The organism is Rothia sp. P5766, from assembly GCF_048513555.1.
Taxonomy (GTDB): Bacteria; Actinomycetota; Actinomycetes; order Actinomycetales; family Micrococcaceae; genus Rothia.
Genome location: NZ_JBLXXS010000009.1, coordinates 68,425 through 93,431 on the forward strand (window position 1 = coordinate 68,425; position 25,007 = coordinate 93,431).

General features: G+C 58.0%; 20 protein-coding genes. 6 read left to right on the forward strand and 14 right to left on the reverse strand.

Going from position 1 to position 25,007, the window contains the following annotated elements; genetic code table 11:
• Positions 1–86: 86 nt before the first annotated feature.
• From ACN08V_RS06300 to groES, 9 genes are all read right to left on the reverse strand, one after another.
• Positions 87–1,442 carry a GH25 family lysozyme gene (locus tag ACN08V_RS06300; protein ID WP_419104921.1) on the reverse strand — a complete coding sequence of 452 codons (1,356 nt, stop codon included), beginning with the start codon at positions 1,440–1,442 and terminating at the stop codon, positions 87–89.
• 632 nt (positions 1,443–2,074) lie between these two features.
• Positions 2,075–3,667 carry a glutamine-hydrolyzing GMP synthase gene (gene guaA / locus ACN08V_RS06305; RefSeq protein ID WP_419104922.1) on the reverse strand — a complete coding sequence of 531 codons (1,593 nt, stop codon included), beginning with the start codon at positions 3,665–3,667 and terminating at the stop codon, positions 2,075–2,077.
• A 167-nt stretch (positions 3,668–3,834) separates the two neighbouring features.
• Positions 3,835–4,386 carry a DUF3817 domain-containing protein gene (locus tag ACN08V_RS06310; RefSeq protein ID WP_419104923.1) on the reverse strand — a complete coding sequence of 184 codons (552 nt, stop codon included), beginning with the start codon at positions 4,384–4,386 and terminating at the stop codon, positions 3,835–3,837.
• A gap of 91 nt (positions 4,387–4,477) precedes the next feature.
• Positions 4,478–5,425, reverse strand: coding sequence for an SURF1 family cytochrome oxidase biogenesis protein (locus tag ACN08V_RS06315; protein WP_419104924.1), 948 nt, complete (start codon positions 5,423–5,425; stop codon positions 4,478–4,480).
• An 83-nt stretch (positions 5,426–5,508) separates the two neighbouring features.
• On the reverse strand, positions 5,509–6,636 hold the full coding sequence (locus tag ACN08V_RS06320) for a GuaB3 family IMP dehydrogenase-related protein (RefSeq protein WP_419099350.1): 1,128 nt from the start codon (positions 6,634–6,636) through the stop codon (positions 5,509–5,511).
• 88 nt (positions 6,637–6,724) lie between these two features.
• The gene (gene guaB, locus ACN08V_RS06325; RefSeq protein ID WP_419104925.1) at positions 6,725–8,242 is read right to left on the reverse strand and encodes an IMP dehydrogenase; all 1,518 of its coding nucleotides are present in this window, start codon (positions 8,240–8,242) and stop codon (positions 6,725–6,727) included.
• A gap of 199 nt (positions 8,243–8,441) precedes the next feature.
• Complete coding sequence (locus ACN08V_RS06330) at positions 8,442–10,583, reverse strand: acyltransferase family protein (RefSeq protein ID WP_419104926.1); 2,142 nt, start codon at positions 10,581–10,583, stop codon at positions 8,442–8,444.
• A gap of 213 nt (positions 10,584–10,796) precedes the next feature.
• Positions 10,797–12,392 carry a chaperonin GroEL gene (gene groL / locus ACN08V_RS06335; protein WP_419099347.1) on the reverse strand — a complete coding sequence of 532 codons (1,596 nt, stop codon included), beginning with the start codon at positions 12,390–12,392 and terminating at the stop codon, positions 10,797–10,799.
• 54 nt (positions 12,393–12,446) lie between these two features.
• A complete protein-coding gene (groES, locus tag ACN08V_RS06340) occupies positions 12,447–12,737 on the reverse strand; it encodes a co-chaperone GroES (protein WP_419099346.1) in 291 nt (96 codons plus the stop codon).
• 238 nt (positions 12,738–12,975) lie between these two features.
• Between groES and ACN08V_RS06345 the strand changes: the two genes are divergently transcribed.
• From ACN08V_RS06345 to ACN08V_RS06355, 3 genes are all read left to right on the forward strand, one after another.
• Positions 12,976–14,187, forward strand: a complete 1,212-nt coding sequence (locus ACN08V_RS06345; RefSeq protein WP_419104927.1) for an MFS transporter — start codon at positions 12,976–12,978, stop codon at positions 14,185–14,187.
• Positions 14,180–15,499 carry a THUMP-like domain-containing protein gene (locus tag ACN08V_RS06350; RefSeq protein WP_419104928.1) on the forward strand — a complete coding sequence of 440 codons (1,320 nt, stop codon included), beginning with the start codon at positions 14,180–14,182 and terminating at the stop codon, positions 15,497–15,499. The genes ACN08V_RS06345 and ACN08V_RS06350 overlap by 8 nt, the downstream gene beginning before the upstream one ends.
• A gap of 212 nt (positions 15,500–15,711) precedes the next feature.
• Complete coding sequence (locus tag ACN08V_RS06355; protein ID WP_419099343.1) at positions 15,712–16,851, forward strand: glutamate--cysteine ligase; 1,140 nt, start codon at positions 15,712–15,714, stop codon at positions 16,849–16,851.
• A gap of 11 nt (positions 16,852–16,862) precedes the next feature.
• Here ACN08V_RS06355 and tsaD read toward each other — a convergent pair whose 3' ends face one another.
• Genes tsaD through alr form a run of 5 tightly spaced genes read right to left on the reverse strand, consistent with a single transcriptional unit; the run spans position 16,863 to position 21,114 of the window.
• Entirely contained in the window at positions 16,863–17,963 is a 1,101-nt protein-coding gene (gene tsaD, locus ACN08V_RS06360; RefSeq protein ID WP_419104929.1) for a tRNA (adenosine(37)-N6)-threonylcarbamoyltransferase complex transferase subunit TsaD, read from the reverse strand.
• Positions 17,964–18,022: 59 nt separating this feature from the next.
• Complete coding sequence (rimI, locus tag ACN08V_RS06365; RefSeq protein ID WP_419104930.1) at positions 18,023–18,559, reverse strand: ribosomal protein S18-alanine N-acetyltransferase; 537 nt, start codon at positions 18,557–18,559, stop codon at positions 18,023–18,025.
• Entirely contained in the window at positions 18,556–19,236 is a 681-nt protein-coding gene (gene tsaB, locus ACN08V_RS06370) for a tRNA (adenosine(37)-N6)-threonylcarbamoyltransferase complex dimerization subunit type 1 TsaB (RefSeq protein ID WP_419104931.1), read from the reverse strand. Before tsaB ends, rimI begins: the two co-directional genes overlap by 4 nt.
• A gap of 4 nt (positions 19,237–19,240) precedes the next feature.
• Positions 19,241–19,837, reverse strand: coding sequence for a tRNA (adenosine(37)-N6)-threonylcarbamoyltransferase complex ATPase subunit type 1 TsaE (gene tsaE, locus ACN08V_RS06375; RefSeq protein ID WP_419099339.1), 597 nt, complete (start codon positions 19,835–19,837; stop codon positions 19,241–19,243).
• A 26-nt stretch (positions 19,838–19,863) separates the two neighbouring features.
• On the reverse strand, positions 19,864–21,114 hold the full coding sequence (alr, locus tag ACN08V_RS06380) for an alanine racemase (RefSeq protein ID WP_419099338.1): 1,251 nt from the start codon (positions 21,112–21,114) through the stop codon (positions 19,864–19,866).
• 137 nt (positions 21,115–21,251) lie between these two features.
• On the opposite strand from alr, the gene ACN08V_RS06385 reads away from it, so the two are divergent.
• The 3 genes from ACN08V_RS06385 to ACN08V_RS06395 all read left to right on the forward strand — a co-directional run bounded on the left by ACN08V_RS06385 (position 21,252) and on the right by ACN08V_RS06395 (position 24,968).
• Positions 21,252–22,469, forward strand: a complete 1,218-nt coding sequence (locus tag ACN08V_RS06385; protein ID WP_419104932.1) for a glycosyltransferase — start codon at positions 21,252–21,254, stop codon at positions 22,467–22,469.
• A 9-nt stretch (positions 22,470–22,478) separates the two neighbouring features.
• Complete coding sequence (locus ACN08V_RS06390; RefSeq protein ID WP_419104933.1) at positions 22,479–23,255, forward strand: phosphatase; 777 nt, start codon at positions 22,479–22,481, stop codon at positions 23,253–23,255.
• A gap of 240 nt (positions 23,256–23,495) precedes the next feature.
• The gene (locus ACN08V_RS06395) at positions 23,496–24,968 is read left to right on the forward strand and encodes a sugar transferase (protein WP_419099335.1); all 1,473 of its coding nucleotides are present in this window, start codon (positions 23,496–23,498) and stop codon (positions 24,966–24,968) included.
• Positions 24,969–25,007: the final 39 nt, after the last annotated feature.

The window sequence follows — 25,007 nt, forward strand, 5'->3', positions numbered from 1 at the left end:
GTCGCCGCAGAGTCAGAGCCCCGCCCCTATCACGGGGGCGGGGCTCTTTGTAGCTGTGATCCACTCGGAAATGGATAGATCACATACTAGGGACGGTAAGTGTAGCGGTACATGAAAGCCGCCATAGCTGCCCTAGTCGTTGGTGCCTGCGGGCGGAACGTACCATCGGCCCAGCCCTGAGTAATACCCTGATCAGCGAACCACCTAATCTCACGAGCAAAAGCATGCTGGGCAGAGACATCGGAGAAGACCGAACCAGCACTGGTAGCAGGCTCACCAGCTAAGCGGTAGAAGAAAGCCGCCATAGCCTCACGCGAGATACTCTCACCAGGCCGGTAAGTTCCATCGGGCCAGCCCTGGCTAATGCCGCGGTCAGCCAACCAGTTAATTTCTTTATAGAAGGGGTGAGTCACAGGAACATCACGAAAACGAGAAGCCTGCGGCGGCGTATAAGCAGGCGAACCAGCCATACGGTAGATAAAGGCGGCCATGGCCTCACGCGAGATACTCGCCTCAGGTCGGAAAGTACCATCAGGCCAGCCCCGCGTAAGGCCTGCAGAAGCCAACCAATTAATTTCACCAGCGAAAACGTGGCTAGCCGAGACGTCCCGGAAGGCAGCAGGGCTCTGATAGGGCGAAACACCACCCACCGGCTTGTAATTAAAGAATGTTGCGAAAGCCCTCAAATCGCGCACTGACCCGTTGAAATAGTTAGAGTCCCCAGCAAAGGGGCCGGTCGATGAGTACTGCCAGATATCGTAGGTCCACCAGCCCGAGGGCATAGCCCCCGGGAGGCTACTGTAACTGGCCAGGTGCAAGGGCAGGTAGTTAAAACGGGGAGTATCCCCCGTACAGGTTCGCCACCAGTCAGTGGTTGAATAAACAGCAGGGTAACGGCCGGTCAAGGCTTTGTAGGTCTGAACAAAATCATCGATCCAAGCAACCATCTGTGCCTGAGTCATATTGAAACAGGTGTTACCGAATTGGCTATAAGGGTTGTACTCAATATCCAACAGGCCGGGCAGAGTCCTACCATCGGGGCTCCATCCACCACCATTTGCCACAAAGAAATGGGCCTGTTCAGCACCGCTCGACTGAGTCGGCAGGGCAAAATGGTAGCCGCCTCGCGGCATACCAACTGATTGGGCACCCCCATATTGGGAGGAGAAAGTAGGAGACGTATAGTAGTTGCCCTCCGACACCTTGACATAAGCAAAACGGGCACCCTTGGCATACTCCATTTGCCAGTCAATATAAGGTTGCCAGCCCGATACGTCCAGGCCGTACACCCCTAGCGCATCAGCCTGAGGGGTCTGGGCCTGAGGGGTCTGGGCCTGAGGGGTCTGGGCCTGAGGGGTCTGGGCCTGAGGGGTCTGGGCCTGAACGTCATCACCTGTGTCCCTTCCCAGTTGCTCAGCACGCCAGCTCTGGGCTTTCTTCAAGCCCTGGCCCATCTGGGCGCCAGGGCTCTTACTCCCAGGCTCAGGTGGCGCTGAATCACTTTGGTAAGCGCTAACAGGCAAAGATGCTGCATCGGGCTCCGGAGCCTCCAAGGCATGAGCCGCTGGCAAGCAGTTGCCAAGAGCCAGCACAATACTCGCAAGAGCTATCTTAAAAAAACTACTGTTCACGGGCCGTGGGGGTGGCCCGCTCAAGGTTAAAGGGTACATGTGTGTGTCGTTTTCCAGTTAGGGGGAAATATGCAGGAAGAAGGGCTGCCTACCCGAGGGGGGTGGTAAACAGCTCCCTTAATAAACTAACTGCTCTCCCCCAATTTGTAACCCCCTGCGCATAAAAGAATGGGTAGGAACCTTCCAGACACCTACCCATTCACTAGATGAGACGAAAACTCTCACAATTCAAGAAGCCAGGCTGAAACTGCTTGCCAGAATCACACAGACACCGGCTCAACACTGTGCTAAGACCTCGGCATACATCAATCATTATTTCCCACCCTTGGGCGAAAAATTGAAGTAGAGGAACCCGCCACGCTCGTGCTGTTTCCCGCCTCACCGCTTCGCTATGCTCGGCGAATAACAAAAATTTTATTTTCCCCAGGTGGGGAAAATTTTTGTTATTCCCACTCAATTGTTCCCGGAGGCTTTGAAGTCACATCCAGAACCACTCGATTGACCTCAGCCACCTCATTAGTAATCCGGTTAGAAATCTTGGCCAACAGGTCATAGGGCAAACGTGACCAATCTGCGGTCATAGCGTCCTCAGATGACACCGGGCGCAACACAATCGGATGTCCATAAGTACGGCCATCACCCTGCACACCCACAGAACGCACATCAGCCAACAGAACCACAGGGCACTGCCAAATCTGCTCGTCCATACCCGCAGCGGTCAGCTCTTGACGCACGATCGCATCGGCCGCACGCAGAATATCCAGGTTATGCTTGTTCACCTCACCAATCACACGGATACCCAAACCGGGGCCGGGGAAAGGCTGACGCGCAACAATCTTCTCGGGAACACCCAGCTCGCGGCCAATAGCACGAACCTCATCCTTGAACAGCGTACGCAGAGGCTCAACCAGCTCAAACTGCAAATCATCGGGGAGGCCACCCACATTGTGATGCGACTTGATATTCGCCGCGCCCTCGCCGCCACCGGACTCCACCACATCGGGGTAAAGGGTGCCCTGCACCAAGAACTTGATGTCCCCGCCCTCAGCGCCAGCCTCTTCAATCAGCTTGCGCTGAGCAGCCTCAAAGGACCGGATAAACTCGCGGCCAATAGCCTTACGCTTAGCCTCAGGCTCAGTGATACCTGCCAAGGCACCAAGGAACCGCTCAGACTCATCAATAGTTACAACCTTGATACCCATGGTGGAGGCGTAATCCTGCTCCACCTGCTCACGCTCACCCTCACGGAGCAGACCGTGGTCGATAAAGAAACAGGTCAACTGATCACCCACAGCCTTGTGCACCAGAGCGGCCGCAACAGAGGAATCAACGCCGCCAGACAGAGCACAGATAACCTGATCATCGCCTACCTGCTCCCGGATCTTGGCAACCTGCTCATCAATGATGTTGCCGGTTGACCAGGACTTCTCCAGACCCGCAACCTCAAACAGGAAGTTCTCAAGAGCAAGCTGTCCGTAGTCCGAGTGCTTAACCTCGGGGTGCCACTGCACGCCACCGAGCTTACGCTTCTCGTCGACAAACGCGGCAACAGTCGCGCCCGGGGTCTTAGCCAGAACCTCAAAACCTTCGGGGGCTTCAGCCACAGAGTCGCCGTGGCTCATCCACACGTTCTGGGTGGCAGGGGTACCGGTCAAGAAAGAAGAGTTCTGCGCGCACAGGACAGCGTCGGTTGCGCCATATTCACGCAAACCGGTCTGGGCGACCTTGCCACCCAGCGTCTGGGCCATGACCTGGAAACCATAGCAGATACCAAATACGGGTATGCCAGCTTCAAAGAGGGCAATGTCACCCTTGGGTGCACCTTCCTCATAAACAGATGAGGGGCCACCAGAAAGAATGATGGCTGCAGGGTTCTTAGCAAGCATCTTCTCGGTTGGCATGGTGTGAGGCACCAGCTCCGAATAGACACCAGCTTCTCGCACGCGGCGGGCGATCAGCTGCGCATACTGGGCGCCATAATCAACGACCAATACCGGGCGCTGATCCAGCTCCTCGTTGGGGGTGTGAGTAGTCACAGATGTTTACCTTTTCGGTTGTGGGTTTGGACCAGATAGACGGTACACGCTCAGCGGCAACCGAAAGACCCGGTCCCAGGGAATTCCATAGGTCTTATTCTAAAGCAGATTGGGGTCTGGCTGGCAGGCATCCCCCCAACCTGTCAACAGTTGCAGTAGCTACCGGGCTAATACCGTTTAGTTGCCTGCGGGTTGGAATCGAGCAGGGCGAGGGTTTCCGCATGAATCTTGTGCTCAACAATGAAGGAAAGGAAGGGGACCACGCCACCTAAGGCCATCACAATCATCTGCGGCAATGCCCAGCGCATCAGCAGCCAAAGACGGAAACAAGAAATCAGATAAATGACGTAAAACCAGCCGTGAACGATCAGAACCCAGGTGGAAATATTTACACCGCCGTGCAGGTTACCGGTTTCCCTATTCAGCCAGCCCAGGGCAAGGCTCTGCCCGGTCTGCGCATCCCTTCCGCCCGCAATAAGGTCATAACCAACGATGTAACGCGTAATCATCTCAGCAACCAGCAGCAACAAGAAGATACCCGATATCCAGGCGCACCACTTATAGAAGGTGAGAGCACCACGAATCTGGGCCTCCGTTCCGCCAAACTTCTTGCGAACGGTAAAACCACCGCGTGTATTTGCCTCAGCTTTGCCCTCTGCTAGGGTTACTTTCTTGCCATCGATCCGATTGACCGGGCGGGGGGTAGGTTCTTCAGTCACCTTGTTCCCTCTTTCGTGGGTTAATTCGTTCTTCTGCGCCAGTTACCGGATTAGGGTTAAGCTGGCAGAGGCCTTATTTGTCTGAGAAATCTTAGTGTGACTCGGTATTATTAGTTGATTGGACCTCATCGAAATAATAGTAGGTCTTATCCGCCGGGTCGTAGTAGTAGGGGCGGCCGGTTTCTTCGTCTACCCAGTACTCCCCCTCATACTCGAAGTAGAGAGCCGGATCATTTTTCTTTTCAACGGCGTCCTTAAGCATGCGATACCACAGATACAGCGCAAACCCAGCAAAAACCAGCCATTCTAGGGCGTAGAAGATGTTGAGCCAGTCAACATTCTCATCGGTGACCTGAGGCGCCCGCACCGGCAGGAAGTTATCGGTCTGCCCGATGATGGTGGCGTTTATAGCTATAGTTCCGTCATCAGCCAGCGGTGTCCCCTCTGTGCTCTCAGAATCAAGGGTCAGGATTCCGTCATAGAGCGGGGCGTTCCACACATTCGTGAGGTAGGCAGGGCTGGCTGACCCCAGTAAACGGTCCTTGTTCTCAAGCTGGGAGTGTCTCTGGTTACTATTGACCGGTGGGTCATTAGCCACGATACGACCGGCTACCGTCACCGGCCCTTGAGGTTCCGGAGGCACAAGGGGCTCCTTAGACCAGCCGCGCACCACAGCGATACCCCGGGGGCTAGATCCCATACTGGTTTCCACGTTCTGGCTATCTTCCGGGGTGAATAGAGCAATTACCCAGTAGCCTTGGACACCATCTTTAAGCCTGTTTTCTACCAGGTAGGAGGAGCCTGGAGTATAGGTACCTCGCGCTTCAACTACAGTATCTACAGTGCTAGCGAGCTGAGCACTGTGTGGTTGGAGAACTTCGGTGTAGGGGTCTACCCTATCCTTGGCCGGGTCAGCGGTAAGCTGCCCCATGGTCGATGAGTTAAGCTGCCACTTACTGAGCATGACAAAGCCGCTGGACAGAGCCAGCACCAGGAGCAAGCCCAGCAACCAGCGTGGGGTTAGGGCAGTTTTCAGCAACTCAGAGACCTCTTACAAACATGGGTGACAGCGCGCAGGCCCCGCTCCCCTGCATGTGAGCAGCAAGAGCGAGGCCGTCGACGCTACTTGACGTAGGGGGTGAAATTCACATCGATACGCTGGAAAGATTTCAGGTCGGTGTACCCGCAGGTAGCCAGCGCCCGTTTGAGGGCACCTACCAGGTTAGAACTACCGTCGGTGTGAGCCGAGGGGCCGTAGAGAACCTCCTTGAGGGTTCCCACGGTACCCTGGTAGGTGCGTACACCGCGCGGGAAATCTTTGGAATGGGCTTCGTTACCCCAGTACCAGCCGGCACCAGGGGCCTCAAGGGCACGAGCCAGAGGCGCACCAATCATGACAGCATCGGCCCCCATAGCCAGAGCCTTGACCATATCACCGGAGCGGCCTAGTGAACCGTCAGCGATCACATGGACGTAGCGGCCACCCGATTCGTCCAGGTAGTCCGAGCGGGCGGCTGCTACATCGGAGATAGCAGTTGCCATAGCGGCCTGGATACCCAGGCCCCGGCGGGTAGTGAGGGCCGCACCGCCCCCAAAGCCAACCAGGACACCAGCGGCACCGGTGCGCATCAGGTGCATGGCGGGGGTATAACCGGTTACACCGCCCACCATCACAGGGACATCGAGCTCGTAAATAAACTTTTTGAGGTCTAGAGGCTCACGGCTAGTCGAAACGTGCTGGGCAGAAACAGCTGCACCGCGAATCACAAAGATATCAACACCAGCTTTCACCACAGTCTCATAGAACTCCTGGGTGTTCTGCGGGGTCAGCGAACCTGCCACAATGACACCGGACTCACGAATCTCAGCAAGGCGAGCCGTTATCAGCTCAGCCTTAATGGGTTCCGAATATATCTGCTGCATGCGGCGGGTCGCGGCTGGGGCATCCTCTGCATCCAGTGCAGTGATTTCATCGAGTAGGGGCTGGGGATCCTCATAACGAGTCCATAACCCTTCCAGGTTAAGAACACCCAGGCCACCGAGCTTACCCAGAGCGATAGCGGTAGCCGGTGACATCACCGAGTCCATAGGAGCACCGATGATGGGGGTCTCGAACGCGAAGGCATCAATCTGCCAGGTGACGTTCACATCGTTGGTATCCCGGGTCCTGCGGGTAGGAACCAGGGCAATTTCATCGAGCGAGTAGGTGCGGCGAGCACGCTTGGACATACCAATTTGGATGTCGTTCATAGCTTTTCCTTTCACCGGTCTAGCCGGTTGGTGGCTTTCTGCTCAGGCCCGCCCAATTCTAGGGGCAGGCGGTGCTAACAATCTGCGCTTAGCGGCGGTAGTTGGGGGCTTCTACCGTCATCATGATGTCGTGCGGGTGTGATTCCTTCAGACCTGCCGAAGTGATCCGCACAAACTGGCCCTTGTGCTTGAGTTCATCGATAGTGTGGGCACCCACATAGAACATGGTCTGGCGCAGGCCGCCTTCGAGCTGGTGCAGTACAGAGGACAGGGGGCCACGGTAGGGCACCTGACCTTCGATTCCCTCGGGAATCAGCTTCTCCTCTGAGGACACATCGGCCTGGAAGTAGCGGTCCTTAGAGAAAGACTTCTTACCCCCGCGGGACTGCATTGCCCCCAGTGAGCCCATGCCACGGTAGGCCTTGAACTGCTTGCCGTTGACAAAAATTAGGTCGCCGGGTGATTCTGCGGTACCGGCCAGCAGGGAGCCAAGCATCACGGAGTCAGCACCTGCGACCAGGGCCTTACCAATTTCACCGGAGTGCTGCATACCGCCGTCCGCGATCAGCGGAACACCGGCAGGGATAGCGGCTTTAGCCGATTCATTGATAGCGGTAATCTGGGGCACACCAACGCCGGCGATAATGCGGGTGGTGCAGATAGAACCGGGGCCAACGCCCACCTTCACGGCATCGGCACCGGCATCGATAATGGCCTGGGCACCGGCCCGTGTAGCGGCCTGGCCACCCACAACATCAACGTGGGCGGCTGCGCTGTCTTTCTTGAGGCGGGCAATCATGTCGAGTACGCCCTGGGAGTGACCGTTGGCGGTATCCACGAACAGGGCGTCAACACCGGCTTCGATCAGGGTCATGGCGCGCTCGTAGCCATCACCAAAGAATCCGATAGCGGCACCGACGCGCAGGCGACCGTCCTCGTCCTTAGTGGCTCGGGGGTACTGCTCGCTCTTGGTGAAGTCCTTGACCGTAATCAGACCGGTGAGCTTACCTGCTTCATCAATCAGGGGCAGTTTCTCGATTTTGTTACTTGCCAGCAGGTCGAAGGCTTCGTCCTTGCTCATGCCCTCATGACCCGTAATCAGGGGCATCTTGGTCATGATGTCACGGACCTTGGTGGTCTCAAAGGTGGACTCGGGTAGGTAACGGATGTCGCGGTTGGTGATAATACCGACCAGAACACCGGAATCATCCACCACGGGAAGACCCGAGACCTTGTAGTGCCCGCAAAGCGCATCAAGGTCAGCAATAGTGGCATCGGGACCGACGGTCACGGGGTTGGTAATCATGCCCGATTCGCTCCGCTTGACGCGGTCCACGTGGTCGGCCTGATCCTGGATTGAAAGGTTACGGTGGATAACGCCCATGCCACCCATGCGAGCCATAGCAATTGCCAGGTTAGCTTCGGTGACGGTGTCCATGGCCGCAGAAATAATGGGTGAACCGATAGAGATACGGCGGGTTAGGCGCGTTGTGGTATCTGCCTCGGAGGGAATGACATCGGTGTTGCCAGGTAGCAGGAGAACGTCGTCGTAGGTAAGTCCGGTAAAGCCGAAGGGGTCTTCGCTCAGAGCAGTAGGAGTGGTCATGGAGGGGTTGCTACCTTTCGAAGGGGGTCATCTAGCGCGGGCGACACTATCTTTAATCTTAGTCTGCTTGGCTGGCTTGTGCGAGCGGACGCCCCGGCCCCTTGCAACAGCTCTGCACTGGCAGGTAGGAAGCCTCAAAGCCCATAACTACCAGACTAGCCCACCCATTCCCGCTCTAGGTATATCCAGTCAGCTCATCTTAGAAAGCTGAATCATCTGCGGCAGTCTGTGCGCTTTGATCAGCACGATGCACAGCCTCCAAGAGGCGAGGGTCGAAGTAGGGGCCCAGAGTTTCTATATAGGTAGCGGTGAGGTGGTCATAGTCAAAGTAGGTATAGATGTTACCGATACTGGCAGGACATTCGTTGTTGGGGCAGACCAAGTCTGAAAGGTTGAGAGCCGCAAACCCTGGGTAACGCCCTTCCAACGCGGTTAAAGGGCTCTCGAATACGTCCTGGCCTGGTTCCATGGTGCACTCATCGAATGTGCCAAAGGAGTCAAGGCAGTCCTTGTGCATGGTTTCCATGCGGGGCGTGTCACGAACCCCGATAACTCTGATATCCGAATGGGTTAGCTCATCTATACGCTGTTCAGCATTGGCAAGGACGGTATCGGGCAGTTCTGCCTCCGATTTGGTGCCCTGGAGTATGACGATATCCGGGTGTAGTTGCTGTATGTAGTTGGAGCTTTCTTCGGCCCATTCTTGGCATTCAAAGCCGTTGGAGTAGGCCTCGTTATCTTCTTGCCCTAGGAAGCAACCGGGGCGGGTCAGGGCAATCAAGTTCCAGCCCTCTTCCGCTGCCAGGGGGCGCAGGGCCGTAATCCACATCTGGGTGTGGGAGTTGCCCCAGGCAACCACCGTCCCGGTGGGATTGGGTGTCTGCACCACGAAGTTGCAGTCCCGCTCCAGGTACTCGGGTAGGTCCAGTTCGGGTGCGGCCTCGGTGCAGGAGGGGCCTAAATCAGCCCAGTCGGCATCCAGTACGGCCCGAATAGGGATTACGGTGGCGTCCTCGTCCCCTGTGTACTCGTAAGTGGAGTCCAGCATAGCGGCCCCGACGTTATTCGTTGCCCGGTGTTCTTCAGCGGCTACCGCCTGCCGGTAGATGGATGAGGTCCATGCGTAGGAGGGAGCCAGAGCCAGGCCCGCGAAGAGGGTAGCTGTGACAAACCCGGCGACGATGGAACGGTTGGGCCATGCCCAGTCCCGAAGCGGCTGCTCGACGGCTTTAGTCAAGGCCCAAGCTAGTAAACCAGAAATGAGGAGGAGAAGCAGTCCCGCGACGAAGCCAGCCTTGGCCTCTTTGGTCTGGGAGAGGTAGAAAATGAGGATTGGCCAGTGCACCAGGTACAGGGCGTAGGAGAAACCGCCCAAAGCCAAGAGGGGGCGCCAGGTAAGTAGCTTTTCGGGGCCCCAGAGCGTGCCGGTATCCCCCGCCATGATCACCAGAGCCGCGCAGAGGGTAGGCCAGAGCGCAACATAGCCGGGGAATGTACCGTTCACATCGAGTACAAACCCACAACTCACCAAGCCCGCAAGACCTGCCCACCCCATCAGAGCGCGCAAGTGCCGGGGCAGTTTGAGCGCAGGTAGCCAGAGCGCGACCAGGGACCCCAGCGCAAACTCCCACAGCCGGGCCTGGGTATTAAAGTAGGCGGTGGTCTGGTGGGCGGCAGTCTCGTCAATGGAATAGGACAGCGACAGGGCAAAAATCAAGCCGAAAGCAAGGGTCAACAGCCAGCGCGCCCAGCGTCGGTGCTTACCCAGGGGCAGGGCAAGGAGCAGGAAAATCAGCGGCCAGAGCACATACATTTGCCCTTGGACTGAGAGCGACCAGAAATGCCGGAAGGGTGAAGCCTGCGATGAATCCGCCGCATAGTAGTCCACGGCGTTCTCGATTGACCAGTAGTTGTGCTGGTAGAGGACCACAGATTTAGCTTCATCAATAATGGGTAGCCAACGCTCAGCCGGAATAAAAAAATAGGTGCCCAGAAGGGTCAGCAGAACCGTAATAGAAGCAAGTGGAAGCAGGCGTTTAAAGACATGAACCCAGTAGGCCAGCAGAGTTTTAGCGCCCCACCAGCTCCCCGGCTCAAGGATTTTACCCTCTTCCAGCTTTCGGGTGAACGAGCCAGTTAGCAAAAATGCAGAGATAAGCAGGAAGACATCCACGCCACCTGATACCCGCCCAAACCACAGGTGGTAGGCGGCCACCAGGAGCAGAGCCAGTGCCCGCAGCCCCTGAATTTCGGGGCGCCAGGCTCGTTCTGCCTGGAGGGTGACGGTTCGTATGGTTCCGGTAGAGGGCGCCCGGTGCTGGCGGAGTTGAGAATCATTCATAGCTTCTAGCGCCGCGTAGTGCTGTGGGCTTCCTCCTTTCAGCCTACTGGTGCTCTGGCCTGCGACCTGCTAGCCAGGTCCAATCTTTCTAGCTCTTGCATCCTACCGCCACTTTCAGGTGTTTTGTTAATACAAATAGTTCTGCCCGCTACGGTGTTGGTCACCATAGCGGGCAGAACTTGAGGCGGCTGGTATACCTAACGGACAGCTATTTTATTGAGCCTGTTCGTTCTCGTCCTCAGCGGGCTTCTCAACGACCAGGGTCTCGGTGGTCAGAACCAGCGCAGCAATGGAGGCTGCATTTTCTAGTGCTGAACGGGTTACCTTGACGGGGTCAATGACACCGCGAGCGATGAGATCCTCATACTCGCCGGTTGCGGCGTTAAAGCCGTGACCGATGGGCAACTCAGCGACGCGAGAGACAACGACGTAGCCATCCTGGCCTGCGTTCTCAGCAATCCAGCGTAGAGGCTGAACCAGGGCACGGCGCACAATGTCGATACCGACCTGAGCCTCCTGAGAGTCGAGCTTGACGCCATCCAGGGCAGCAAGCGCGTGAACCAAGGCGGTACCGCCACCGGCTACGATGCCCTCTTCAAGAGCTGCGCGAGTGGATGAAACAGCGTCCTCGATGCGGTGCTTGCGCTCCTTGGCTTCGACCTCAGTTGCCGCACCTACCTTAATAACGCCAACACCGCCGGCCAGCTTGGCCAGGCGCTCCTTGAGCTTTTCGCGGTCCCATTCGGAGTCCACGCGCTCAATTTCACTGCGAATCTGGGCGACGCGGTCAGCAACAGCCTCGGAGGTGCCACCGCCGTCAACGATGGTGGTGTTGTTCTTGGTAACTGTTACGCGTCGCGCTGAACCGAGCTGTTCCAGGGTGACAGCGTCCAGGGAGATACCCAGTTCACCGGTGATGACAGTAGCACCGGTCAGAACGGCAAGGTCCTGGAAGATTGCCTTGCGGCGATCGCCAAAGCCAGGAGCTTTGAGGGCCACAACATCCAGGTTGCCGCGGAGCTTATTGACCACCAGGGTGGAGAGGGCTTCACCGTCCACGTCCTCGGCAATGATAGTCAGCGGCTTCTTGGCCTGAACAATCTTTTCCAGGACGGGCATAATCTCGGCAACGGTTGAGATCTTGCCCTGGTAGAGCAAAATAGCGGTGTTTTCCAAGACAGCTTCGGCACGCTCGGGGTCGGTCACGAAGGAGGGTGACAGGTAGCCCTTATCGAACTGCATGCCTTCGGTGACCTCAAGCTCAATCTCGGTGGTTGAGCCGTCTTCAATGGTGATAACGCCATCCTGGCCGACCTTAGAGAAAGCCTCGGACAGCAGTTGACCAATTTGAGGTGACTGGGCAGAGATAGCGGCAACGTGAGCCACTTCTTCTCCCTTAACTTCGCGGGCATTCGCCAGAAGGCGCTCAGCAACCAGCTTGGCTGCCTGCTCAATTCCCCGCTTAATCTCACCGGGGGCGGCACCAGCGGCAACGTTCCGCAAGCCTTCGGCAACTAGTGCCTGAGCCAGAACGGTTGCGGTGGTGGTGCCGTCACCAGCAACGTCGTTGGTGCGGGTTGCTACCTCTTTAGCCAGCTGAGCGCCGAGGTTCTCGTAGGGGTCCTCCAGCTCGATTTCGCGGGCAATGGAGACACCGTCGTTGGTGATGATGGGCGCGCCCCACTGCTTATCAAGAACCACGTTACGGCCGCGGGGGCCCAGGGTTACCTTGACAGCGTTGGCCAGTTTATCAACACCGGCCTGTAGGTGCTTACGCGCCTCATCGTTGAATTCAAGCTGTTTTGCCATGAATCCTTACTTCTTTCTTTGGGTACTAACGGGTGTGGTAGGTTCCGCTAGAACTTAGGAGACAACAGCCAGAACGTCGCGGGCTGAGAGGATCAGGTATTCAGCGCCACCGAACTTAACTTCGGTACCGCCGTACTTGGAGAAGATGACAAGGTCGCCTTCTGCTACATCTACGGGGATGCGGTTGCCCTTGTCGTCGATGCGGCCGGGGCCTACAGCGATAACCTTGGCCTCCTGGGGCTTTTCCTTGGCGGTATCGGGAATAACCAGGCCGGATGCGGTGGTCTGCTCTGCTTCGACGATCTGGACGACAATGCGGTCTTCGAGGGGCTTGATGTTTGCCACGAGGTACTCCTTATGAGAAGGCTTAAAAATAGAAATTATGGGGTGACCGGTGCTGCAGCGCCCGGTGCTGGTATCGTCGCGGTCTTACCTACCGGGCATCTTTAGCACTGTAAGCGGTCAAGTGCTAACTAAAACTTTAGGCCGGTAATGGCTCAGGGAGCAAGATACGGCGCAGGTTTCGCACACAGCGCACCTTTTTGTGTGTTATAGACTACTTTCTGGTGATGTGGAGGTACCCGTGCTCAAACTGATTTTCTGGCCTGTTCTAGTTCCTACCGTCCTCTTTTCAATGGGGCTAGGTGCTATCGTTCCCATTCAGATTCTGGCAACGATCAGGCTCGGGGCTTCTCCCGCCTTAGCAAGCTCGTTAGTAGCGGTTGCAGGTGTCTTTGCTCTACTCTGTACCGTGCCAGTTGGCGGTACCATCGACAGGGTAGGCGACAAACGAGCCATGACCTACGCCACCACCAGCGCGGCTGTTTCTTTCCTCCTCAGCGCCCTCATCCTCATCTTTCCCTCTCCTTGGGCCCTGGGCCTCTACGTTCTGGCCTACCTCGCTCGGGTTCCCTCGCAGGTAGCCTGGGGCCTCGCCCGCCAATCAGTCCTTGCCGAAACCGTTGCCGAAAGTGACCGGGGCAAGGCCATGACTGCCCTGGGTGGTGCCCAACGCGCAGGCTCACTCGCTGGTCCTCTCGTCTCGTCCCTGCTTCTGCTCTGTTTACCGCTCTGGTCAGTTTTTCTCTTCGCCCTAACCGCTGTCGTCCTAGCCACACTATGCCTGCAACTTCGCAGACTCAACAGCGCCTTTGACAGCGCAACACAAGCCGCTCAATCCGCCCGTTCCGAGGAAAGCACCGAGCTAGCAGTGCGCTGGAAAGCCGTCTGGTGCGCGGGCCTGGCGGTAGTTGCCCTTTCGCTCTGCCGCGTTACCCAGCCCATTGTGATTGCCCTGTGGGGCCTGCACATCGGCTGGTCCGACGCCCAGATCGCTCTAGCCATTGCTTTAGGCTCTGCTCTTGAGATGGTCCTGATGGTCCCCGGTGGCTACCTCAAAGACAGGGTAGGCCGCTCCGCCGTTCTAGCCCTCTGCCTTTCCTTCTTTGGTGCAGGCTTCATCGTTCCACCCTTAGCAACCAGCCATAGCGGGTTTATTGTGGGATTGATTCTCATGGCCATCGGAAACGGATTTGGTGCAGGCATCAACATGACCATCGGAGCCGACCTGAGCCCCAGCACCGGGCGTGCCCGCTTCCTCAGTAAGTGGGCCATGTTCTCGCAGGCGGCAGTAGTAGCTGGGCCTCTGGCTATCTCCGGGACGCTTCTTGTCTTCTCCTTACCTGCCGCCTGCACCCTCATCGGCGGACTCGGCCTTACCGGTGCGGTGTGGGCTCTCGCTAGCCAACCCATCACCAAACTCCCCACCGGCACTAGAATGGTAGGCAATGCCTAGCCTGACCCCCGCCCCAGCCCACCCATTCACGCACGAACAGCTTGCCGCTATCGACGAGTTCACCCCCTACTCCACCGACCGCGCTCTAGCAGCAGCCAGCACCCTGCGCTCACGCGGCTTCAGCCCAGAAGACAGTTCAGCCATACTCACCCAGGCAAAGCTCCGCACCCAGGGAGCAGATAAGTTCGGGGATAAGGCCCACAGTATGCTCCTGACCGAAGCAGGCTACGAGCAGGCCACCCGGGCCGCCGTCGCTAAAGGTCACGCCCAACGTTTCAAGGACGCAGGGATCACCTCTGTAGCCGACTTAGGGTGCGGCATCGGCGCTGATTCCCTAGCCTTTACTGCCGCAGGCCTTGCCATCACCGCCGTAGAACTAGACCCCGCAACCGCCGCTTTCACAGCCCACAATCTTGCCCACTACCCCAACTCGCAGGTGCTCGTCGGCAATGTCGAAAACATTAACGTTCAGACCCTCACCACCGCAAACGGTCAAGCGATTCAAGCACTCTGGCTCGACCCGGCCCGCCGCGAAGTTGAGGGTGGCGCAACCACCTCCCGACTCTTTGACCCCGAAGCCTTCTCCCCTCCCCTCTCCTTGATCGAAAAACTGGCGGCAACCGGCATGCCCATGGGCGTCAAAATGGGCCCGGGCCTACCCCACGAACACATTCCCGCCAACTGCGAAGCCGAATGGGTATCCCACGGTGGCTCCGTTGTAGAAGTAGTGCTCTGGTTCAACGCCCTGGCCCGCAAGAGGGTGCGTAGAGCAGCCAGCCTACTCTCCAAAAACCCACAAGAACCAGAACTTCTGGAAGACATCACCTCGGCTCTCGACTCCCCCGAAAGCACCGGCACCCACCAATACGAACCCACCATCGGTGAACTAGCCACCTACCTGGCTGAACCCGATGGAGCCGTAGTACGGTCCCACCTTGTCTCCGACCTAGCGCACAAACTGGGCGCCCACCTCATCGACGAGCGAATCGCCTACCTGACCACAGACACTCTAGAACCCACCGCGCTCGCCCAGTACTTTGAAGTCCGGCAGATACTTCCCCTGCATGAGAAAGCCCTCAAACGCTGGGTCAAGGAAAACGGCATCACCGCCCTTACCGTCAAAAAACGTGGGGTAGATATCGTTCCAGAACAGCTTCGAGCCAAGCTCCTCGCCGGTGCTAAAAAGAAAAAGGGGCAAGCTCGCAAGGAGGCAACCCTCATTCTCACCCGGCTGGGTCAGGGGCTGGATTCTCAGCGGCTTGCAATCTGGGCTGAACCTGTACAGGTGCCGCTGACCAAGGGCGGGAGATGACTCAAGGAGCCTTCTCCTCTGCCCGGTGCTATTGTCATCAACACCCTTAAAGGCCAGCCCCCAAGCCAGTTGATAAGATCAGCATCGGGCAAATACAAAGTAAGAAACACCCCCGACCCGCCCCCCGTCACACGGTGACACCCAATTCATGGAGAGGGCCCACTGGCCCTAAGATAGAATCAGCGACAGCACCCGTCCCCAGGAGCACCACTATGCAGTTTGCATCCTCAGCCCAGTCCACCCTTGGCGTGGAATGGGAACTTGCCCTGGTTGACCCCGTTAGCCGTGAACTAGCGGGTAGGGCTGATGAGGTTCTGGCACTGATTCAAGAGCAAAACCCCGACCTACTAGTGCCGGGGCCGGGCGCGCACATTACCGGTGAATTCCTCAATAACACGGTTGAAGTTGTGACCGGCATCTGCCGCACCCCCGCAGAAGCTGCCGACCAGCTGGCCCAAGCAACAGCAAAACTCAAGGAAATTACCGACCGGCTCGGACTAGCCTTTTTCTCCGCAGGAACCCACCCTTTCTCTCAGGCTTTAGAACAGGTGGTAGTGGGCAAAGAACGCTACCTGCGGGTGCTTGACCGCTCCCAATACTGGGGCCGCCGCCAAATCATCTATGGGGTACACGTCCACACCGGTGTAGATTCCCGAGCCAAAGCTCTACCCGTCCTCAACGGGCTTACCAACTTTTACCCCCACCTCCTAGCGCTCTCAGCCAGCTCCCCCTTTTGGGAGGGTGAAGACACCGGCTTCGCCTCCCAGCGATCCCAAATTTTCCAGCAGCTCCCTACCTCAGGCCTACCTTTTACCTTTGAGAGCTGGGAAAACTATGAAGACTACCTAGAAGATCTCGTTGCCACCGGCGTGATTGATGACCCCAGCGAGAACAGGTGGGATGTCCGCCCGGTACCCAAGTACGGCACCGTTGAGATGCGGGCCTACGACGGGCTGGCCTCCATTGCCGATATCACCGCGCTCACCGCTTTTACCCAGTGCCTGGTCGAGTGGTTCTCCCGTCAGATTGAAGCAGGTAGGCGCATTGAGCCGCTCAAGCCCTGGCACCACCAGGAAAACAAGTGGCGGGCAGCCCGATACGGCACCGATGCCGTAGTGATTGTGGATAACGCCAATGCAGAACGCCCCATCACCGAGGACGTCCTGGGCCTGCTCAACAAGCTAGAGGGCATAGCCGCTGATCTGGGTTGTCAGGCTGAGCTGGCCGATATTGAGCGTATCTGCCGTGAGGGAGCTGGCTATCAGCGTCAGCGCCGAGTAGCGCACGAGAACCGGGGCGACCTGCGCGCGGTGGTCGATGACCTGGTAGCTCAGGCTACCGAAGGACTCTAGGCCCCTGCACCCTAGAGGGAAATAGTGGTAACAGGTAGCGAAGAATCAGCGGTGAAATCAAGACCGGAGGGCGCACGCCCTTCCGATACCAGCCGGGCACCCAGAGCCGCGACCATGGCCCCGTTATCCGTGCACAGGCTCAGCTGAGGGATCACCAGCTTAACCCCGTTCTCTGCACAGCGCTGGGCAGTCAGCGAGCGCAGGCGTGAGTTCGCCGCTACACCGCCACCCAGAAGCAGGGTATCAATCCCACGTTCGGTACAAGCTAGCATGGCCTTGCCAGTGATCACATCAACCACCGCTTCCTGGAAACTGGCGGCAATATCGGCCACGGGCACTTCTTGACCGCGAGCTTCAAAGCCTTCCACCACGCGGGCCACAGCGGTTTTGAGGCCGGAGAAGGAGAAGTCGTAGCGGTGGGGTCCGGGTTCTTGGGCTGTTCCCATAAATTTGCGGGTGGATAGGCCGCGGGGGAAGGCAAAGGCGGTGCCATCGCCACCGGCGGCGGCTCGGTCAATGGCAGGCCCGCCGGGGTAGGGCAGCCCCATCAGCCGGGCTACCTTGTCGTAGGCTTCACCGGCGGCATCATCGAGGGTCGCCCCCAGCAGTTCTACATCGCCGGTGATATCCCGGACCGCCAGAATCTCGGTATGACCACCGGAAACGAGCAGTGCACCTAACCCGCTGGGGGGTAGACCGTCCAGAAAGTCGGCGGTGTGACCTTCAATGCCGCAGTCATCGAGCAGGCCAACTCCCACGTGGGCTACCAGGTGGTTAATACCGTAGAGGGGCTTGCCTGTAGCGGTGGCCAGAGCTTTAGCCGCTGAGACACCCACCATCAGGGCACCGGCAAGGCCAGGGCCTGCCGTCACGGCGATAGCGTCAATCTCGTCCAGGGTCACCCCGGCTTCATCCAGGGCTGCGCGCAGGGCCGGAATCATGGCGTCTAGGTGGGCGCGGGAGGCAATCTCAGGGATCACACCACCAAAGCGGACGTGCTCGTTCATGGACGAAGACACGGTGTTGGTCAGCAGGGTCTGGCCGCGCACGATACCGATGCCGGTTTCGTCGCAGGATGATTCAATGCCAAGGACAAGGGGCTGGTCTGTCATGGTTAGTCTTCTTTGCTGAGGTTTCTAAGGGCCGGGATGAGGCCTGGCCGGGTGCGGGGCTAGGCGGAGGCCGGACTATCTGCGGGGTCTGCTTCGATCGCAGGCGGGAGCTCTTTGCTCATAATTAGAGCATGGACCCCGTCGCGGTAGTAGCGGCGGCGCGTGTGAATGTGCTGGTAGCCGTTGCGTCGGTAGAGGTCCTGGGCGCGGGGGTTATCGGCTCGTACTTCGAGCATGATTTTTTCGGCTCCTCGGGCGCTGGCTTCCCTGGCCAGGTAGTCCAGCATGGCCCGCCCGTATCCGAGCCCTTGGTAGGCTGGTAGCACGGCGATGGTCTGCACATCGGCGGTGTCGGCTACGCTCATGCACCCGGCGTAGCCAATGACCTGGGCAGGGCCGGTATCATTGGCCGGAGCTTCAAGCAGGATGTAGGCCCGGCTGGGATGGGTGATTTCAGCCAGAAACATGTCCAGGGGCCAGGCATCGGCGGGGAAAAGCGCAAGCTCTAGGGTGTGAACGGCAGGGACGTCGTGCAGGGTCATGGGCCGGGCGGTAACTCCGCCCGCTAGACCGGTGGGCAGGGCAGCTAGACTCATGAGCCCAGCGCCTTCTTGCGAGCAAGAGGAACCTTGGCATCGGATTCACGCAGGTAGAGCGCAGAGGTGTCCTGGCTCAGGTTCTCCACTCCTAAGCGGCAGGCGGCAGCAAGTAAGCTAGGGGCATCGGGCTGGAGGCTTTCGAAGCCCTCCTGGCTCTCAAGGGCCTGAGGGTAGAGGCCAGCACCAAAACCGTAGGAAGGTAAGTGGGGAGCCTGCGAAGCAGAGCCCACGGTGGGACCATCCAGCAGGGTATAGCCGGTGCCGGTCAGCTCGTAGACGGCGGTGTAGACCTCACGGCGGCGGGCGTCGCTAGCAACCAAGAACTTCTGGTGCCCCCGGGCGCGGGCGGTATCCGCAGCAGCTTCTGCCAGAGCCTGCAAGCTCATCAGGCCATAGAGGGGCTTATCCCAGGCAAAAGCCAGCGTGCGGGCCGTAACGATACCGGCGCGCAAACCAGTGAAGGGGCCGGGGCCGGTACCTGTGATCAGGGCATCCAGGTCTCTTCCCCGGTAGCCAGCTTCAGCCAGAACCTGCTCCACGAAGGGCGACATGACCTCAGCGTGTGAGCGGGTATCGGTGGTAGCCCGGTGAGCCAGGACGGTCAGGGTACCGCCCTGATAGGAGCCCAGGGCTACAGAGGCGGTTGCAGATGAATCAAGAGCGAGTAAAAGCACTCCCCTAGTCTAGCCCCACTGAGGTGAGGGTGTCTGTGAGCTGCTTCCAGGTGGCCTCCCAGCGGAGCCCGGTCCCCAGCAGACGAAGGCGGCGCGGTTCGGGGTGCCCGTCCTCATCCTCGCGCTCCGTTTCTTGGCCGGGGGCGTAGAGCTGGTAGGGGTCGGTCTCTGCCAGGTCTGCCCCGGTGACCCGTGAAAACTCTAGGTCCAGCAGGTTCTCGCTCAGGTGCTCTGCCTTATCTCTGCCCCACTCAATAACGGTCACGGAGGTATCTAGGGAGTATTCCAGGTCCAGGTCATCGAGTTCTTCGGCTGAGGCCAGTCGGTAGGCATCCACATGCACCAGGTCGGGCCCGCCGGGGCGGGGTCCATTGGGCAGGTTGGGGTGGACGCGTGAGAGCACAAAGGTGGGTGAGATGACGCCTTGGCGTACTCCTAGGCCCTCACCGAGCGAGCGGGTAAAGGTGGTTTTACCTGCGCCTAGCTCGCCGGTCAGAATGAGCACATCGCCGGCGTGGAGGTAGGGGGCTAGAGCTAGAGCCAGCGCACGGGTATGTTCGGGACCGGTGATTTCAAGGTCAAGCAGGAGGGGCTTACTCATGGTTACTTTCGTAGGCTTGCGGGGTCTTATTTCTGGGGCGCGGTCCGCCATGAACCGCCAATGCTCACCCGCTGGATACGAGGGGAGATGCGGGTGACAATTTCGTAGTTGATGGTTCCGGCAGCCTGGGCCCACTCAGTGACAGCAGGATTCTGCCCGGTACCAAAAAGGACGGCGGGAGCGCCCAGGTAGCCTGCGGCGGGGTCTGCGAGGCCGGGAGCGCCCAAATCTACTACCATCTGGTCCATGGCAATTCGTCCGACTTCCCGGTAGGTGCGGGCGGCCTGACCGGCAGGGTAGATACGTACCGGACCGCCGGTGGCGACCCGAGGCACACCGTCTGCGTAACCCACCGGTATGAGGGCCAGGGTGGTGGGTTGATCGGTGATGTAGTTCAGCCCGTAGGAGACGCCCTGACCGGCAGGCACTTCTTTGACCACGTTAATGAAGGTTTGTAAGTGCATGACCGGTTTGAGGCCCAGATCTTCGGGGCTGTGACCGTCCAGAGGCGAGAGGCCGTAAAGGCCCAGCCCAACGCGTACAGCATCTCGAAGCAGGCTGCCGGGGTTTTCCTTCTCAGGGGCGGTAAGCGTTGCTGGGGTATTAGCCAGGTGACGGAGCCGGGGTTCAAGCCCCGCGGCCTGCACAATCGCAAGGGCCCGGTCAAAGGCTTCCGACTGGTCGGCGGTTTCAGGGCGCTGAGGCTCATCGGCAACCGCTAGGTGCGAAAAAAGTCCGTAGACGCTAATAAGCCCGGCTTTTTCAAGCTCCCTGGCATAGCCTGCCAGCGCAGGTAGCTCCTGCAGGGTGACGCCGTTACGCCCCAGCCCCGTATCCACTTTAAGGTGAACAGGCACGGGCTGTTCTTGGCCTCTGGCGCGGTGGGCCAGGGCAATTTTTTCCAGCTCCCAGCGGCTAGAGACTCCGAGCTGGATTCCGTCGGCCAGAGCCTGTTCAAAGTTCGTTCGGGGGGTGTGGAGCCAGGCAATGAGCGGCGCATCAATTCCCGCCTGCCTCAGGGCGTGGGCTTCTTTAAGGTGAACCACCCCCAGGTAGTCGGCACCGGCGGCCAAGGCTGAGCGGGAAACATCCACTGCACCGTGCCCGTAGGCATCAGCCTTAATCACGGCAATGAGGTCGCGGTCCCCGATGATTTCTTTGATACGGCGCACGTTGTGTTCCACCGCATCCAGGTCAATGATGGCTAGGCGTTCAGCATCACCGGGCGCGTCGGTGGGTACATAGCCGTACTGGCGGTAGGCGCTTTCAAGGGTCATGCTTTGCTCCTGCTCTGAGCCAAGGTGTGAGGGTTTATATTCCTACCATAAACCACGCGGGCCGCCAGCGTCCGGTGGGTGGCAGATCTGAGGGCTGGGCCATCGGTGAGGGTGAGTGCTCAGGTACAGTAGGTAGGGTGGCACAGCAACCCTCAGATTCTCTGCATCTGCATGTCTTTTCCATGCATACCTCCCCCCTAGCCCAGCCTGGCAGGGGGGATGCCGGTGGTATGAATGTTTATATTGACCGTTCTCTGCGAGCGCTCTTAGCTCTTGACCCCGCGCTCACAGTGGAGGTCTTTACACTTCGTACCGATGGTGGCCCCTCTGGCACAGATACTCTAGGTGAGCGGGCGCAGGTTCACAGTCTGGTTCTTCCCCGTGCGGTTGGTCTTGCCAAGGCTGATCTTCCGGCTTTTATCCCCGATTTTGCTCGTGCAGTAGGTGAAAAAGCTACCCGTGAGCCCAGTGTTCTTCACGGCCACTATTGGCTTTCTGGGCTGGCCGCGCGTGAGGCTTACCCTCATATACCCCTGGTTCAGACCATGCACACCACCGCCGCGGCTAAAAATGCCCGGCTGGGTGAGGGCGAGTCTCCCGAACCTGCCGAGCGGTGGGAGGGCGAGAAGCAACTAGTAGAAGAAGCCGCGACGTTGGTGGTCAATACCAAGTTTGAGGCTGACCAGATGCGCCGCTACTATGGTGCAACCGATGACAGGCTCTGCGTGATTAACCCCGGTGTCGATACTTCTATTTTCTACCCGTCTACTCGGGTATCAGCCTTGAACACCGGGAGCGACACCACCGTTCATCTGGTCTTTGCTGGCCGCCCCCAGCCCCTCAAAGGCCCTCATCTCTTGGTGGAAGCTCTTGCCCTTCTCCCTGAGGATTTGCAGGTCAGTCTCGATATTATGGGCAGGTCGGGAGGCACCTACGAGCAGGACTTATTGGAGCGAGCGCACCAGCTGGGTCTGGGCCAGGCTGTCACGCTTGGCTCTTCGGTGTCAGCGGTTGAGCTGGCTGATGTCTTCCGCAGGGCCGATATCGTTGCCTGTCCTTCGTCCTCTGAGACCTTTGGTCTGGTGGCCCTTGAAGCTCAGGCTTGCGGAACTGCGGTAATCGCCAGCAAAGTAGACGGACTAGTAGAGGCTGTCGCCGATGGTCTTACAGGTATCCTGGTTACCGAGCGAACCCCTCACGCCTGGGCGCAGGCGATAGAATCATTGGTGCGGAACCCCGATTTCCGCCTGGGCTTAGGGGCAGCGGGCGCAGCGCGGGCAGGCCGCATGACCTGGGAGCAGACAGCCCGCGCCCTTGACCGCATCTACCGTCAGCTTTCACTAGCACAACCCTAAGGATTCACCGTGGCATTTAACATGAGTCGCTCAGAGTTTTCCGCCTACCTGAACCAGGCTCGCATTACCGGGCAGGTCGCAACTCCGCGCGAAAACAACCTGTCCCATTTCCAGGGTTTTGTGGATGGCAACGAGCACCTGGACTTCGGAGTCAGCTGGACGCGCGATTGGACCTACCAGGACGTCTTTGAGCTGATGGCCCGCCGGGTAGGCACCAGCCCAGACCCCGCCCATACTGAGGGCCAGGACACCATCAGCGCAGAGCTCTGCATTGACGCGCTCACCGTCTATGCCCGTATCTTTGGGCAGGCCGTTAGAGAGAAGCAGTCTATTCTTTTTGCGACAGGTCACCCCGCTGGCCTTTTCCCCGTCTATGTTGCTATGGCTCAGGCGGCACACGCTCACGGTGCAACAGTCCTGGGTATTGATGAAGGCGATTCTTTCCTTGACGGGGATATCCGCCAAATCTTTGATGTGGTTATGTTCCAGCAGTACGGCAATCTACAGCACACCCATTTTCCCGGCCCCATGCAGTTGGCTTTGACCCAGTTGGAAAAGCTGGGGACTCTCCCCCAACTTGTTGTAGCCGATCACGGTATGGCTGGTTATGCGGCATCGGCAGGTCTACCCACTATTGGTATCGCCGACTGCAACGATCCTGGCCTGTTTGTCTCTGCCGAGCAAGGGCAGATCCTGGTAGCTGTACCTATGGATGACAATGTCCTTCCGCATCTTTATGAACCGGTCATTGACTTCATCTTGAGCACTGCCGGTCTGGACCGATAAATTGCCTGCCATGTGCTGAAACTCCCTAAAAATTTCTTCCGGGCTGTCTTAGACTATAAAAAGGAAAATCCGAGAACCTGTGGGGGAGATCATCTGCTTCTCACCGAGAAGCTGTGAGGGTTCTGCCTCTTTGAGCGATCCCCTTATTAGTTCATCCTGATAGTATTAAGAATCCAGTCGCACAGGCTTGTACCACCGCTCGCACCGGGTACAGCCAACACTTTAGGGGATATCGCAATAGTGAATGATCAGCGCATCGAGGCACGGTGGGAAGAAACCAGAAACCGCCGTACCTGGCATCCAAAAATTCGAATCGCCCTTTATCTAGCAGATATTGTGGCTATTTCAATCACCTTTGCGATAGCACATGTCGCAAGTTTTGGTTTTGCTAATTCCGGGGTTATGGGGCGTAAGGAACTGCCCTGGGGCTATATTGCAACCGGCGTAGTGTTTGGGATTATCTGGTTTCTTGCCCTGTCTGTGGCCAATAGCCGCAACATCCGTTACCTGGGCCAGGGCAACGACGAATATCGCTTAGTGACAAAGGCTACCAGCTATTTCTTTGCACTCATTGCGATTTTTTCTTACCTGACCAAAATAGATTTTGCCCGCACCTACGTTATCTTGGCCTATCCTATTGGCCTCTTACTTCTTCTCTGTGCCCGGTGGAGCGTCCGTCGCTGGCTGGTTCATTGGCGCAACCGGGGTAGGGCCTTGTCCCGAGTCATGATTATTGGGGATGTCGCCTCTGGCAATCACCTCCTCAAGACCTTAGAAGGCGCAAGAACCTCAGGCTTAAGTCCTGTTGCGGCCTACCTTCCACGCCTGAGTCCTGGGACCCGTTTAGATGACGAGAACCTACCTGTTCTTGGCTATTCGCCCGACCCTGCAGAGGTCTTACAGGTGGTGCGTGACAATAATATCCATGCCGTAGCAGTATCAACCGGGCACGGCCTGAACCCTACCGAGCTTAGGCGACTGGGCTGGGCTCTAGCGGCCGCTCATGTCGCACTCATTATGGCTCCGGCCCTGACCGATATAGCAGGCCCCCGTATCCATACCCAGCCGCTGAACGGGGTTCCGCTCATCCACGTCCACACTCCCAGGATCGACGGGGCAAAGGCAATTGTTAAAAGGAGTATTGACGTTTTCGCTTCGGCTTTCGGCTTGATTGTCTTAGCCCCTCTGCTTGTCTCCATTGCCCTGCTCGTGAAGTCCGACGGCGGACCGATTTTCTTCCTGCAGGAGCGCGTGGGCATCAAGGGAACCAGCTTTCACATGATTAAGTTCCGTTCTATGGTTCCCAATGCTGAAGAGCTCAAAGATCAACTCATCGATAAGAACGAGGGTAACGGTGTGCTCTTTAAGATGGCCGATGACCCCCGCATCACCAAGATCGGTAAGTTCATTCGCAAGTACTCTATCGATGAGCTCCCCCAGCTCTGGAACGTGCTCATCGGCGATATGTCGCTGGTCGGTCCTCGCCCACCGCTGCCCGCTGAGGTTGAGCAGTATGAGGAGGACGCCTACCGTCGGCTACTGGTTAAGCCAGGTATCACGGGTCTGTGGCAGGTTTCTGGCCGTTCTAACCTCTCCTGGGAAGAGTCCATTCGGCTTGATCTCTACTACGTTGAGAACTGGTCTGTTATTGGTGACTTCGTGATTCTATTCCGCACCGTCCGAGCTGTTTTTGCCAAGGAGGGCGCATACTAGAAGCCCTGTTCTCTGGTCTGAACCAAGGCGCCCCGTGCA

Coding starts and splice junctions, on each gene's coding strand:
- ACN08V_RS06320 (WP_419099350.1), bottom strand. CDS start 6,636: ATGAACGACATCCAAATTGGTATGTCCAAGCGTGCTCGCCGCACCTAC.
- guaB (WP_419104925.1), bottom strand. CDS start 8,242: ATGACCACTCCTACTGCTCTGAGCGAAGACCCCTTCGGCTTTACCGGA.
- ACN08V_RS06330 (WP_419104926.1), bottom strand. CDS start 10,583: ATGAATGATTCTCAACTCCGCCAGCACCGGGCGCCCTCTACCGGAACC.
- groL (WP_419099347.1), bottom strand. CDS start 12,392: ATGGCAAAACAGCTTGAATTCAACGATGAGGCGCGTAAGCACCTACAG.
- ACN08V_RS06350 (WP_419104928.1), top strand. CDS start 14,180: ATGCCTAGCCTGACCCCCGCCCCAGCCCACCCATTCACGCACGAACAG.
- ACN08V_RS06355 (WP_419099343.1), top strand. CDS start 15,712: ATGCAGTTTGCATCCTCAGCCCAGTCCACCCTTGGCGTGGAATGGGAA.
- tsaD (WP_419104929.1), bottom strand. CDS start 17,963: ATGACAGACCAGCCCCTTGTCCTTGGCATTGAATCATCCTGCGACGAA.
- rimI (WP_419104930.1), bottom strand. CDS start 18,559: ATGAGTCTAGCTGCCCTGCCCACCGGTCTAGCGGGCGGAGTTACCGCC.
- tsaE (WP_419099339.1), bottom strand. CDS start 19,837: ATGAGTAAGCCCCTCCTGCTTGACCTTGAAATCACCGGTCCCGAACAT.
- alr (WP_419099338.1), bottom strand. CDS start 21,114: ATGACCCTTGAAAGCGCCTACCGCCAGTACGGCTATGTACCCACCGAC.